This is a genomic window from Metabacillus sp. KUDC1714, from assembly GCF_014217835.1.
GTDB classification, from domain to species: domain Bacteria; phylum Bacillota; class Bacilli; order Bacillales; family Bacillaceae; genus Metabacillus; species Metabacillus rhizosphaerae.
This window is the reverse complement of the sequence record NZ_CP055263.1, coordinates 3012246-3025596: the sequence shown is the minus strand read 5'-3', so window position 1 is coordinate 3025596 and position 13351 is coordinate 3012246. Positions and strand designations below refer to the sequence as shown.

The 13351-nt window shown below is 34.3% G+C and carries 10 protein-coding genes; 3 read left to right on the top strand and 7 right to left on the bottom strand.

Annotated elements, in window-relative coordinates:
- Nucleotides 1-66 precede the first annotated feature (66 nt).
- The 4 genes from HUW50_RS14390 to HUW50_RS14375 form a co-directional block, all read right to left on the bottom strand.
- Complete coding sequence (locus HUW50_RS14390; protein ID WP_066323755.1) at nucleotides 67-1050, bottom strand: tripartite tricarboxylate transporter substrate binding protein; 984 nt, start codon at nucleotides 1048-1050, stop codon at nucleotides 67-69.
- 271 nt (nucleotides 1051-1321) lie between these two features.
- Nucleotides 1322-2785, bottom strand: coding sequence for an aldehyde dehydrogenase family protein (locus HUW50_RS14385; protein WP_066323752.1), 1464 nt, complete (start codon nucleotides 2783-2785; stop codon nucleotides 1322-1324).
- Nucleotides 2786-2796: 11 nt separating this feature from the next.
- Nucleotides 2797-3966 carry an iron-containing alcohol dehydrogenase gene (locus tag HUW50_RS14380; protein WP_066323744.1) on the bottom strand — a complete coding sequence of 390 codons (1170 nt, stop codon included), beginning with the start codon at nucleotides 3964-3966 and terminating at the stop codon, nucleotides 2797-2799.
- Nucleotides 3967-4063: 97 nt separating this feature from the next.
- Nucleotides 4064-5095, bottom strand: a complete 1032-nt coding sequence (locus HUW50_RS14375; protein WP_185652971.1) for a TRAP transporter substrate-binding protein — start codon at nucleotides 5093-5095, stop codon at nucleotides 4064-4066.
- A gap of 286 nt (nucleotides 5096-5381) precedes the next feature.
- Here HUW50_RS14375 and HUW50_RS14370 point away from each other — a divergent pair, with 286 nt between their 5' ends.
- Both HUW50_RS14370 and HUW50_RS14365 read left to right on the top strand, forming a co-directional pair.
- A complete protein-coding gene (locus HUW50_RS14370) occupies nucleotides 5382-5927 on the top strand; it encodes a TRAP transporter small permease (RefSeq protein WP_066323730.1) in 546 nt (181 codons plus the stop codon).
- A 13-nt stretch (nucleotides 5928-5940) separates the two neighbouring features.
- Nucleotides 5941-7224 (top strand): TRAP transporter large permease, encoded by a 1284-nt coding sequence (locus HUW50_RS14365; protein ID WP_066323727.1) that lies wholly within the window; start codon nucleotides 5941-5943, stop codon nucleotides 7222-7224.
- A gap of 1162 nt (nucleotides 7225-8386) precedes the next feature.
- Here HUW50_RS14365 and HUW50_RS14360 read toward each other — a convergent pair.
- From HUW50_RS14360 to HUW50_RS14350, 3 genes are read right to left on the bottom strand one after another with little or no spacing between them, the layout of a single operon-like run.
- Nucleotides 8387-10489: a (Fe-S)-binding protein gene (locus HUW50_RS14360; protein WP_066323724.1), complete on the bottom strand. Its 2103-nt coding sequence runs from the start codon at nucleotides 10487-10489 to the stop codon at nucleotides 8387-8389.
- A 16-nt stretch (nucleotides 10490-10505) separates the two neighbouring features.
- Nucleotides 10506-11483 carry an electron transfer flavoprotein subunit alpha/FixB family protein gene (locus tag HUW50_RS14355; protein WP_066323721.1) on the bottom strand — a complete coding sequence of 326 codons (978 nt, stop codon included), beginning with the start codon at nucleotides 11481-11483 and terminating at the stop codon, nucleotides 10506-10508.
- Between the two features lie 16 nt (nucleotides 11484-11499).
- Entirely contained in the window at nucleotides 11500-12273 is a 774-nt protein-coding gene (locus tag HUW50_RS14350; RefSeq protein ID WP_066323719.1) for an electron transfer flavoprotein subunit beta/FixA family protein, read from the bottom strand.
- A 178-nt stretch (nucleotides 12274-12451) separates the two neighbouring features.
- On the opposite strand from HUW50_RS14350, the gene HUW50_RS14345 reads away from it, so the two are divergent.
- On the top strand, nucleotides 12452-13105 hold the full coding sequence (locus HUW50_RS14345; protein WP_066323716.1) for a GntR family transcriptional regulator: 654 nt from the start codon (nucleotides 12452-12454) through the stop codon (nucleotides 13103-13105).
- Nucleotides 13106-13351 lie beyond the last annotated feature (246 nt).

Genomic DNA, 13351 nt, shown 5'->3' with positions numbered 1-13351 from the left:
GAAAATAAAAATCATTCATGGGACGGTTATATAAAAATCATTTCATCCCATGAACGTTTTTAATTGCTATTGATTTTTCACTATTTCCTCATACATTTCTACCTGTTCCTCAAAAAATTCAGTAAACTCTTTATGTCCTCTAAATTTCCCAGGCATACCATTGTTTTCAAGAAAACCTTTAAAGTCTTCACTCTCATATGATTTTCTAATACTATCTTCTAATTGTTGTAAAATTGCCTCATCAGTCCCTTTTACGGTAAACACACCTCGCCAAACTGGAAATTCTGAATCAAAACCTTGTTCTTTTGCTGTAGGAACATTTGGGAAAAGACCATGTCTTTCATTACTTTGAACTGCTAGAACCTTCAGTTTCCCCGCATCCACAAGGGGTTTTACTTCACTTGGACTGTTAGCAGATACATCTACCTCTCCTGAAGCAACTGCTGTTGACATTGCATTACCGCCTGAAGTATATGGAATATATTGAAGATTAATATTTGCAGTATTTGCAAAAGTTTTTGCTGAGAAATCCCATAAGGCTCCTACCCCATTTGTAGCAATTTTAATTTTCCCGGGGTTTTCTTTAGCAGCATCTACTAGATCTTGTAAAGAATTATAAGGAGAATCAACTGCAACTGTAATGGCAGAAGTATCTTCAACTACTTGTGCTAAAGGCTGTATTTTAGATAAATCTAAATTATCTTCCTGCAGTGCCAATAATATGAGTGATTGAGAGTTAAAATATAGGGTCTGACCATTATTTTCTGACTGCGTAAGTTCAACAGCAGCTACTATACCTTTTGAGGCAGGTTGGTTTTTAGGAATGACTTCTACTCCTAATTCTTGCTCCATTCCACGTATGATCCCACGAACTGATAAATCGTTAGAGCCACCTGGTGCGTTTGGGATAATAAATGTTACATCTTCTTGTAATAAAGAAGACTCACCCTTTTGTTCTTCTCCACTTGTCGAGCCTCCTCCACTACACCCGACTAATACAAAGGAAACAACAAGTAAAATGCTTGCAAATATGAAAACTAGCTTTTTCACATGAATACCTCCCATTTTTTGGTATAAATACCTTTTAGCCCACCAACAAATTATTATCTTATATTATAGATTATCGATAATATAAGTTTGAAGGTATGTTAATTTTGGAAAAATATCTATACAACAAGATGTTAACTTTTAATAAATGTGAACTTCATCATAATCCGTAATTTATTAAAAAAATGGATCTGACTATAAAGCAAAGTATCAGATCCATATTCTAAGATGAATATCATTTCTATTAAAATTATAGATTTATTTAACAAATATATTAGGGTGTCGCATCATAGACTACTTTTATATCTGTAAAGAAATCCTTCGCTGTACTGCCGATTGAATAAGGTCCAATAGCTGAATGCTTCAGTCCCCCAAAAGGAACATGTGATTCACTAATTGTTCCATTATTTATATGAATCATTCCAGAATTTACTTGACTGACAAATAAATCTTGGTAGGTTTTATTTTGAGTGAAGCAAGAAGCTGCAAGTCCATACTCAGTGTCATTACAAATATCCAGAGCTTCGTTAAAACTAGTTGCTGTCATTACGACAAGGATAGGTCCGAAAATTTCATCCCTCGCAATTCTTGTATTAGGTTTTACGTTAGTAAAAATAGTTGGTTCAAAAAAATAACCTTTCGTTTTTTGAACAGAAACATTCCCACCAGCTATTAATGTTGCCCCTTCTTCTTGACCGATTTGAACATATTTTTGAGTCGTTTCTAACTGGTCCTTAGAAACCAATGGTCCGAAAGTTGTCTCTTTTTCTAACCCATCTCCAATTACATATGTTTCCGTCTTTTTCTTCAGTGCTGATACAACTTGATCAATATCTTTCTCGTTGACAATAATGCGGCTAATTGATGTACATCTCTGTCCAGCTGCAGCAAATGAGGCTGGCACGATTTGACCTATCGCTCCTTCAATATCATCATAATCATAAATGATTGCAGCATTTTTACCACCCATCTCAAGTTGAACCTGAACCAATCGTTTTGACGCTTGTTCATAAATATTTGACCCAACACCTGTTGAACCAGTAAAGGTAATTCCCTTTACTTTAGGATGGTTGACAATTTGATTTCCAACCCGGCTGCCAGATCCAATTATTAAGTTTAATACACCCTTTGGAAGTCCTGCCTGTTCAAATAGTTCTACGATTTTAGCTCCCATTGCCACTGTTAAGCTTGCTGGTTTAAAGACGACCGTATTACCTGCAACTAATGCAGGGGCAATTTTTCTTAGTGGTGTAACTAATGGGAAGTTCCAGGGTGAAATAGCTGCAATTACACCTTTTGGAATTCTAATCGTACGAATGTTTACATTGTCCCTTTCACTTGGCAAGGTTTCTCCCGATAATCTTGATCCTTCTCCAGCTGTATAAAGAACCTCACTTATCGTTTTGTTAATTTCGCCTAAAGATTCATTAAGTGGCTTACCTTGTTCTTTTGTTAACAGCTCAGCAACCTCATCTTTTTGGGCTTCCAAAATCTCTGCAAAGCGATATAGGTATTTCCCACGATTAATAGGAGAGATTTTAGACCATGATTTAAACGCTTCCTGAGCTGCTTCTACTGCATTGTTTGCATCTTCTTCAGTTGAATTTGGAGCGATTGATACGATTTCCTCAACGTTTGCCGGATTTTCCCTTGTGATTGTTTCGTTATTAGAAGATGGAACCCATTTACCGTTGATATAATTATTAACTTTAATATATGAATTTTTAATAGCTTCCATTTTTACACTCCTTATTTAATCGTGTTAATAATAGAAATTAAATCCTTAACAGAAACATTCTTAGGATTTGCGTTTGCAATTCCACTATCAAAAGCTTCCTGGGCAACAACTTGAATTTCTTCTTCAGATAATTCAATATTGATCTCCTTCAAACTCTTTGGAATCTCTAAATCTGTTACTAACTCATTTACAGCTTTTACAGATTTTCCTGCTGCAGTTCGATCACTTAAATCATGGACACTTTCTCCAAGTAAGGCCGCAATATTTTTGAATTTTTGAAAGTTAGAGCTTAAGTTATATTCCATAACTACAGGTAATAACAATGAGTTGGCTAAGCCATGAGCAATATTATATCTCCCACCAAGTGGATGTGATAAAGCATGGACTGCTGCCACTCTTCCCCAAATAAATGCTGAACCAGCAATGGTACTTGCTAGCATCATGTTAGAAGCAGCTTCTAAATTTGTGCGATCTGCAGCAAAAGGTCTTAACCATTTTCCAATAAGTTCAATCGCATGCAAACCTAATGCTTCAGTAATTGGCTGTGCTTGATTTGATGTATAAGATTCAATTGCATGGCTTAGTGCATCCATTCCAGTAATAGCAGCAAGACCTCTTGGTAAAGTAGTAAGCAATTCCGGATCCAAAATTGCTACTTTTGGATGCAAATGTTCGCTAAGAATACCCATTTTATATTTTCTATCTTCATCTTTTAATACGGTTGCATGAGTAACCTCTGACCCAGTTCCAGCCGTAGTGGGGATGGCAATTATATCGGGACCGCGATTTGGAATTTGATTCTTCCCTTCAAATTGCGTTAAATCACCTGGGTTAGCAACAGCAATAGATACACCTTTTGCCGTATCTATTGAACTTCCACCACCTAATCCAATGATTGCATCACAGTTTTTCTCTTGATATAATTGCTCAACTTTTTTAACAACTCTTATAGTAGGATCTGGTTCTACCTCGGTAAAAACTTCATAACTAATATTTTCGCTTTTAAGTATTGTCTCCAAACGGTCTAAAGCACCCGAATTTGCAATCCCTGGATCTGTACAAATAAGTATATTTTTATATTGATATTTTTGAATAATGCTAGGTAATTCTTGAAGACGACCAATGCCAAAGTTAATTTGGGTATGTAATCCAAATTCAAACGAATCTTTTAATAAATTCATAATGTTCCTCCTTGAAAAAAATTTATAAGGAAAGTGTTTTACACTTCACTATTGGTCATAAAAGATTACCGTAAGTAATCGCTTACAAAATTAACTACTATTTACTGTGTTTTTCAACTTCTGCTAAAAATTCATCCATGTGCTCTTTTCCAATTTCATTGCTGAAATCTTCATATACACTTTGAACCTTATTTTTAAATCCTTCATATGCTTCAGGTGTTAGTTCTGTTATCTTCATTCCATTGTCAACAAGGATTTGTTTGAATTTTTCATTTTCCTTTTGGTTTAATTCACGTTGGAAATTTCCAGCAGTAACAGCGGCTTCTTTTATAATCTGTTTATCTTCCTGGCTAAGTCCATCTAAGAATTTTTTAGAAATCACAAGACCCATAGGATTATATACATGATTTGTAACAGTCATATATTTTTGGACTTCATAAAATTTATCCAAGGCCATGTTTCCGTAAGGATTTTCTTGGCCATCTATTACTCCTTGTTGCATTGCTGTAAATAACTCTGTATAAGCCATTGGTGTTGGTTTAGCTTCTAAAGCTTCCCATGTGGCAAGGTGTAAAGGGGTTTGCATCGTACGAATCTTCAAATCGGCAACATCTTCGACAGTTTTTACTTCTTTTTTATTATTTGTTAAATGTCTATACCCATTTTCCATATAAGCTAGAAGAACAAGACCCTCTTTTTCTAGCATCTTACCTGCTTTTTTCCCATATGGACCATCTAAGACTTGGTAAGCTACGTTTTGTTCAGGGAATGCAAATGGTAAATCGAAAGCTAACATTGGAGGTGCCCAGTTTGCTAACATAGATGTTGAAACACCAACAGCCTCTAAAGTTCCAAACTGTAATCCTTCTATCATTGTACGGTCGTCACCTAATTGACCATTTGGATAAATTTCTACTTTAATTCTTCCATCTGTTTTTTCTTGGACAATTTCTTGGAATTTTTCATACCCCTTATAAAGCGTATGTTTATCTGAATTTACTGACCCAATTTTGATAACAGCTGCGGTTGTTGAACTTTCTTCATTTTTAGGAGTAGTGGAGCTAGTTGTGTCACCCTCAGAACAACCTGCAAGAATGCCTAATAAAAGAACAAATACCAATGCAATCAAACTAGTTTTCGTTTTAATAAGTATTCCCCCTTTAGAAAAGTATTAGTAAACCAACAACTATTAACAAAATTAAAGATACTCTAAGATTTATCCCCCCTTTTAGATTACGAGATATACATTATCGATAATCTATAAAGTTACAATACCAAGTTTATTTTGTATTGTCAAAATAATTTTAAAATTAAAATTATTCCTAAACAAAGCTTTACTTTTAGATTATCGATAAAATATAATAGGGGATGAGTTTACTATTACATAAATTTTCTAAAAGGAGAGAATAAAACGAATGAAGAATATTGCCAAAGCAATCAATGCCCATTTTGAAGAATATATATGTATTATCTTATTTTCTTCAATGACTATTTTAGTTGGTGCTCAAGTTTTATCGCGATTTATATTTAATTTTCCTTTGGATTGGACTGAAGAGTTAGCTAGATTTATATTTATATGGTTGGTTTATATCGCGATCTCGTTAGCCGCAAAGCATAACGCTCATCTTAAAATGGAGGTCGGGGAAAAACTTCTTTCAAAAATAATTGGCAATAAGATTTATTACGTTTCAGATATTTGTTGGCTTGCTTTTAACATTTATATGATTTTTTATGGTTCAAAAATGGTTCAAGAATTAATGGGTTCTATTCAGGTATCTGCTGTAACCCGAATTAATATGGGGTATGTTTATTTAATCATTCCGATTGGTTTTACAATAATGTCAATTAGAATTATACAAAATATGTGGTTAAGAAGGCTTGATATTAATTCTACTAATCAATTAAACCCTCAAGATCATTCAACAACTAACGGTAAAAACAATAATCAACATATAATATAAGGAGGAGATTCATATGACTGCTAGTGTTGCTTTAGGATCAGTATTAATACTCTGTCTCTTTGTCGGTATACCGATAGCTGTTTCAATTGGAATTGCCGTTGTCATTTCTTTAATTATTTCCGGGATACCCGCTGCTTTTCTTACTCAAAGTGCTTTTACAGCCTTAGATTCTTTTCCCCTTATGGCTATTCCGTTTTTTATTTTGGCAGGATCTCTCATGGAAACAGGTGGATTATCTACACGAATAATCGCATTTGCAAACTCACTAATGAAAACGTTTACAGGTGGTTTAGCTCTTGTTACAATGATGTCTTGTCTTTTCTTTGCAGCCTTATCTGGTTCATCTCCTGCTACAGTTGCTGCAATAGGAACCATTATGTTCCCTGCTATGGTCAAAAAAGGATATAGCCCTGAGTTTTCAGCGGCCGTTTCTGCTTCTGGAGGCGGATTAGGTATTTTAATTCCACCTTCTATCCCTCTTATTATTTATGGAATAATTGCTAATGTTTCGATTAGTGACATGTTCTTAGCAGGATTCGGACCTGGTGTTATTGCTGTATTGTTTTTAATTGGGGCTATCATAATCATATCTAAAAAAAGAGGTTACACAGGCAGTGGTGAAAAAATTGACTGGAAAGAGGTATTTAGTACTTTCTGGGAAGCAAAATGGGCTCTTTTAACCCCCTTCATTATATTAGGAGGAGTTTACGGAGGTATTTTCACTCCAACCGAATCTGCTGTTATTGCTGTGATCTATGCTTTTATAATTGGTATCTTTGTATATAAAGAGCTTAATTTACAACAAATTAAAAAGTCTATCATTTCCTCGTCAATAATGACTGGAGCAATTTTAATTATTCTTAGTACAGCTGCTGCTTTTTCTAAATTAATTGCTATATATCATATACCATCTATTATCGGAAATTTTGTCATAAATTTATCAAGCAACCCGTTAATTATTCTTCTCTTAATAGGTCTGATTGTACTAATTGCAGGGACTTTTATGGAAACACTTTCTATATTGATCATTTTCACACCACTTTTCCTTCCAGTCGTTACTCAATTGGGAATTGACCCTATACATTTTGGCATCATTTTAGTAATAGGAGCAGAGATTGGTTTATTAACTCCACCTGTTGGTTTAAATCTATTTGTTGCTTCAGGTATATCTAAGCTCTCTATTGAGCGAATATCTATAGCAATAATCCCATTCATCTTAGCAATGGTCATAGCATTAGTAATCATTATTTTGATTCCGCAAATTGCTACGTTTCTACCATACTTACTAAAACAATAACACTGAAAAGTATTTCACCTTGGACTAGCACATTATTAAGAGGGGACCCTAACTTACTAACGGGTTAAGTTATCGAGGATAAACAATAAATCGCATACGAATTAGGGGTTCTAATCGCACGTTGATTAGTACCCCGTTTTTTTATTGGTATTTCTGTGTTTATAGTGTTTTAACATAGTATTTAGCAAAGTAATTCACACAAATTTTAGAAAAAGTACATGAATTTATGTACTGCTGCAAATTGATGGATAAATCAAAAATAGTGGAAATTTTATTATATGGATTTATGATAACAACAATAGTGATATTATTAGATGTTATAAGAGTTTCGTTTATATTATGTGGATACCCCAATATGTTATTTCCTTTAATCCCTCCAGTTGTAGTAATTGATATTGCCCCTTTACCACTTTGTTTATATGATAAATTTATCAATATTTTCCTACATGGAAATCGTTTAATATTGCAATGACCTTAGCTGCTTTTATTTTCTTATACGTTTTTGAACCCTTTTGTGTTTGGTTGGGAATTTATGAATTAAACAATTGGAAACATATATTTATTTGTCTTGGAATCTTTTTTAAATGGTTAATTATTAAAAATAAAACAACGTGAGAGTATCGAAAAAAAATCATATTTAATTTATTTTACGAACGAGTGCTTTAGTTCAAAAAGATGCAATCATTTGAACTAAAACGGTTCAGTACCTTAACTAAGCCCCATTTTCACTTACTATTTACACTGCTATGATAATTACTGTAGAATCTCCATTATAAATTAATAGAGCAAAAACAAAAGCGTAGATTAGCAACATATGAACTGAGTAACTCCGTATGGGAATTTTTTGCAAGACTTATCGGACTTATATGAACAATCACCTAAACTTTGCTTCTTTGATTTACTTAAGTTTGCATAGGTAAATGAAAAAAGGATGAGCCCAAGTGTTCGATGTCTTATTAAAGAGGAGTGTAATTTCAGTTCTGTTATAGCTCTGGCAGTAAAAAAATTGACGTCCTATCGCATTTACTGCCCTTGTATGTCCCTAATCTCTTCTAAACCGAATTACGTCCAGTTCAAGAATTTTATAATTTCCGAGTAAACAATAAAATGGGAGTCACATTACATACAAGTGACTCCCATTATTACATCTATTAATATTTTACTATTCCAACTGTTTCCCAACAATTGATCTTTCTAATAATTCAACTACATCAAACGTATTAATTTGTTCTTCAACCTGCTTTGCTTTTGTTCCATCACTTAGCATTGTCAAACAGTAGGGGCATCCTGAACTAATAACTGTTGGATTAACCTTAAGCGCTTGTTCAGTTCTTGTTACATTAATGCGGGAACCTGTCGTTTCCTCCATCCACATTAACCCGCCACCTGCACCGCAACACATGCCGGTTTCACGATTTCTCTCCATTTCAACTAGCTTAATACCTGGTATTGAATGCAAAATTTGTCGCGGAGGCTCATAAACCTCATTATATCGGCCTAAATAGCATGAGTCATGGTAAGTAATCGTTTCATTAACTTCAAAAACTGGTTTTAACCTTCCATCCTTTATGAGATCTGCTAAAAGCTCGGTATGGTGATATACTTCTGCATTTAAACCAAAATCAGGATATTCATTTTTAAAAATATTATATGCGTGAGGGTCAATCGTTACAATTTTTGTTACACCGTTTTTCTCAAACTCTTCGATATTTTTAGTCGCAAGTTCTTGAAATAAAAATTCATTTCCTAAACGGCGCGGTGTATCACCAGAATTTTTTTCCTTATTTCCTAAAATTGCAAATGCTACATTCGCTTCATTTAAAAGTTTTGCAAATGATAAGGCAATTTTTTGGCTTCGATTGTCATATGATCCCATTGAACCTACCCATAATAGATATTCAAACTCTTTTCCTTCTTTTTTAAACTCTTTCACAGTCGAAATCATAACATCATCTCGGTTTTCCCGCCAATTTTCTCGTTCTTTTCTATTTAATCCCCATGGATTACCTTGACGTTCAATATTTGTCATTGCCCTTTGTGCTTCACCATCCATTTTACCTTCTGTTAAAACCAGATAGCGTCGCAAATCAATGATTTTATCAACATGCTCATTCATTACTGGGCATTGATCTTCACAGTTTCGACAAGTTGTGCACGCCCATATTTCTTCCTCTGTAATAACATCCCCTATTAATGCAGGGTTGTAATCAACAGTTGCAGCTGTCTCAGTTGCACCACTTGCAGCTGCCATCATCGCTAACTGGTTCCCTTTTGTATGACTAAAAAGTTGTACTGGGACCCAAGGTGATTTAGAAGTAATGGCAGCTCCTTTATTTGTCAAATGATCACGAAGCTTCAAAATTAAATCCATTGGCGACAAAACCTTACCTGTACTTGTAGCTGGACACATATTGGTGCAACGACCGCATTCAACACAAGCATATAGATCGATTAACTGATGCTGTGAGAAATCCTCGATATTGCCTACCCCAAATGTTTCCTGTGTTTCATCTTCAAAATCAATTTTTTCAAGCTTTCCAGGTTTTGACAGTCGATTAAAAAATACATTTGCAGGTCCTGCAATTAAATGTGCATGCTTTGACTGTGGTACATATACTAAGAAGGTTAGTAAAAATAGTAAATGGACCCACCATGCTATATAAAACAAAGTAATAGCGGCTTTTTCATTTAATCCATTGAAAAGAAATGCAAATGTTGATGCAATAGGTTCTGCAGAAGTTAGCCCATGGTTATTCCAAATGATAGACATTCCATTTCCAAACAAAACTGAAATCATTAGACCGCCTATAAACAGTAGCACAAGACCTGATTTAAATCCCCGTTTTAAACGAACAAGTTTTTCAATATAGCGGCGATGAAATGCCCAAATAACAGCAACTAATATAAGAAGGGTGACAATTTCTTGGAAAAAAGTAAACGCCGGGTAAAGTTTGCCAAAAGGTAGATGAGCTCCTGGAACAAGCCCTTTTATAATAAAATCTATTGCCCCAAATTGAACAAGAATAAATCCGTAGAAAAAGAGGACGTGAATGAAACCGCTCTTTTTATCTTTTAAAAGTTTCTTTTGTCCAAAGACGTTTACCTTCACCTTGTCTATTCGCTCTTTTAATTTCAAGTCAAATTCTACTTTTCGGCCTAATTTTATATATTCATATCGTGTTATTACAAGGTAAACAAATAAATACACCGCATAAGCTGTAACTAATAGAAATGCTACAAGATTAATAGTTAATAAGGTATTCAATGTTCATTCCCCTCAACTAAACATTAATGACTTCTTTTTTTAATTCCTCTATTAATATTGGAATGACTTCAAACAGATCACCGACAATCCCATAGTCTGCTATATTAAAAATAGATGCCTCCGGATCCTTGTTAATTGCAACAATTATTTTTGAGTTAGACATACCTGCCAAGTGCTGGATAGCTCCGGATATTCCGCATGCGATATATAGGTCAGGAGTAACTACCTTACCAGTTTGACCAATTTGAAGAGAATAGTCACAGTATTCTGCGTCACACGCACCTCGAGATGCACCAACTGCACCGCCAAGAAGTTCAGCCAGCTCCTCAAGAATTTTAAATCCTTCAGAATTTTTCACCCCGCGTCCACCTGCAACAACAACTTTTGCTTCAGAGAGGTCTATTCCTTCTGAGGTTTTACGAACAATTTCCTTAATGATTGTACGTAAGTTCTTAATTTCTACATCTAAAGACTGAACAAGACCAGAACGAGAAGTATCTTTTTCCAGGGCCTGAATGTTATTTGGACGAATTGTCGCAAAGACAATACCTTCTTTTATGACTTTCTTTTCATATGCTTTTCCTGAATAAATAGGACGTGTAAATAAGATCTGACCAGCTTCAACACCAACATCTGTAACATCTGAAATAAGACCGGAATTAATTTTCGTGGCAATTCGTGGAGATAGATCTTTCCCTATTGCAGTATGCCCCATAATAATACCTTCTGGATTTTCTTGTTCAATAACAGCCATTAATGCTTGTGTTAGCCCATCATTTGTGTAATTTATCAACAACTCATGTTCCACTGTTATGACACGGTCGACACCATATGTAATCATTTCATTAGATAAAGCGCTTACATATCCTCCGCAAATAACACCGACTACCTCTCCTCCTTCAGCAATTGCTTTTCCGGCAGCAATTGCCTCAAAAGATACATTACGTAGTGCACCATTACGAACTTCTCCTACTACTAATACTTTTCGTGTCATAAATGATCTCCCCCTTTTATATTACTTTCGCTTCTTTTTGTAACAAATTTACTAATTCTTTTACTTGTTCATCCATTTCTCCTTCAAGAACTTTACCTGCAGCTTTAATTGGTGGCAAATAAACATCTACAACTTTTGTTTTTGCCTGAACATCATCCTCATCTAATTCTAAATCATCTAGTTCTAACTCATTAAGCGGCTTTTTTTTCGCTTTCATAATACCTGGCAAAGAAGGATAACGAGGTTCATTTAATCCTTGTTGTGCTGTTACTAAGACTGGCAGCGATGTTTTAATGATTTCAATGTCACCCTCAACATCACGTTCAATCAATACTGATTCACCGTTGATTTCTAACTTCGTAATTGTTGTTACATATGGAATATCAAGCAATTCTGCAATACGTGGACCTACTTGTCCAGAACCTCCATCAATTGCTACATTACCCCCTAAAATAATGTCAAATTCATTTTCTTTAAAAAATTGTACTAAAACCTTTGCAGTTGTATATTCGTCTCCATCGTCAATATCATCTTCAATATTCACTAACACTGCTTTGTCAGCACCCATTGCTAATGCTGTACGGAGTTCCTTTTCAGCATCTTCACCACCGACTGTGATCACACATACTTCACCACCATGTGCATCCTTTAGTTGAATTGCTTCTTCAATTGCATATTCATCATATGGATTAATGATAAACTCTGCTCCTTCCTCTTCAATTACACCTTTTTGGATAGTGAGTTTCTCTTCAGTATCAAATGTTCTTTTCATTACTACAAAAATATTCATGCTTTTCCCCCTTGTCTAAGTCTTCATTATAGATTATCGATAATATATAAGTATTGTAACAATAATATTTTGAATTGTCAAAATCATTATTGTTATAAATTGATTAATTACTTTTTTTAAGCTACACTAAACAAAAAAATGATTATCGATAAAATTTAAACTAAGAGGTGTTTTTCCTATGGGGAAAGTTAAGAATTATTCATTATCTGATCAAGTATGTGATCTATTAAAAGAATCAATTATAAAAGGGGAATTAAAACCAGGAGATCGAATATTAGAATTGGAAGTAGCAAAAACATATAATGTTAGTCAAGCTCCGGTTCGAGAGGCCCTTTCCCGTTTAAGAAAAGAGGGATTTGTCATCCATCATCGCCATAAAGGCTCCTTTGTATCAAACCTTTCTAATAAGAATATTGAAGAGATTTATAGCTTCCGCGAAGTAATGGAACCGCTTGCTATTGCTAGAGCTATAGCAAAAATAGAGGATGAAGATTTAAAAGAACTTGATGATTTGTATCAAAACATGCTCAAAGCAGGTCTAAATAATGACCTCGATCAAGTAAGGGAATTCGATGGTGCTTTTCATAACTACATTTATAAGTTAGCAAATCATGAATTTATGTATAAAGTATGGGAAGATTTAAGCGCTGTTTCAAATCGAATTTGGTATCTAACAAGCCAATTGTATTTCGATAAATTAGATGAAGTAGCAAAACTGCATAAACCTATTTTAGATGCATTACATGAACGTGATGTTGAAAAATGTGTTGATGCATTTAAAACACACATGCATTATGCATGGGAAAAATTTAATGAAGAACAATTAGAATAAATTTTATTTTCAACCCCTAATCTATCGAAATCCTTTGTAATTTTTATTAACAAATTCAAACTATATTTTCCAGTTTTTTAATTTTGATATGCAAAAAGGCAAAAGAAAACTGGATAGAAAAAGGTCAGTCAATTTTGGGCAAATTCAGAAAACATTTCTAGGGAATAGCAAAAAGCCTAAAAAAACTCTACAACTCTTCTTTTATTGAGGTAAGAGAACTCCTTATTGAACCCTCGTTTATCTAAA

Excerpts from the sequence above, each read along its gene's own strand:
- HUW50_RS14380 (WP_066323744.1), bottom strand. The coding sequence starts at position 3,966 with ATGAATTTATTAAAAGATTCGTTTGAATTTGGATTACATACCCAAATT.
- HUW50_RS14350 (WP_066323719.1), bottom strand. The coding sequence starts at position 12,273 with ATGAATATTTTTGTAGTAATGAAAAGAACATTTGATACTGAAGAGAAA.
- HUW50_RS14365 (WP_066323727.1), top strand. The coding sequence starts at position 5,941 with ATGACTGCTAGTGTTGCTTTAGGATCAGTATTAATACTCTGTCTCTTT.
- HUW50_RS14370 (WP_066323730.1), top strand. The coding sequence starts at position 5,382 with ATGAAGAATATTGCCAAAGCAATCAATGCCCATTTTGAAGAATATATA.
- HUW50_RS14355 (WP_066323721.1), bottom strand. The coding sequence starts at position 11,483 with ATGACACGAAAAGTATTAGTAGTAGGAGAAGTTCGTAATGGTGCACTA.
- HUW50_RS14385 (WP_066323752.1), bottom strand. The coding sequence starts at position 2,785 with ATGGAAGCTATTAAAAATTCATATATTAAAGTTAATAATTATATCAAC.
- HUW50_RS14345 (WP_066323716.1), top strand. The coding sequence starts at position 12,452 with ATGGGGAAAGTTAAGAATTATTCATTATCTGATCAAGTATGTGATCTA.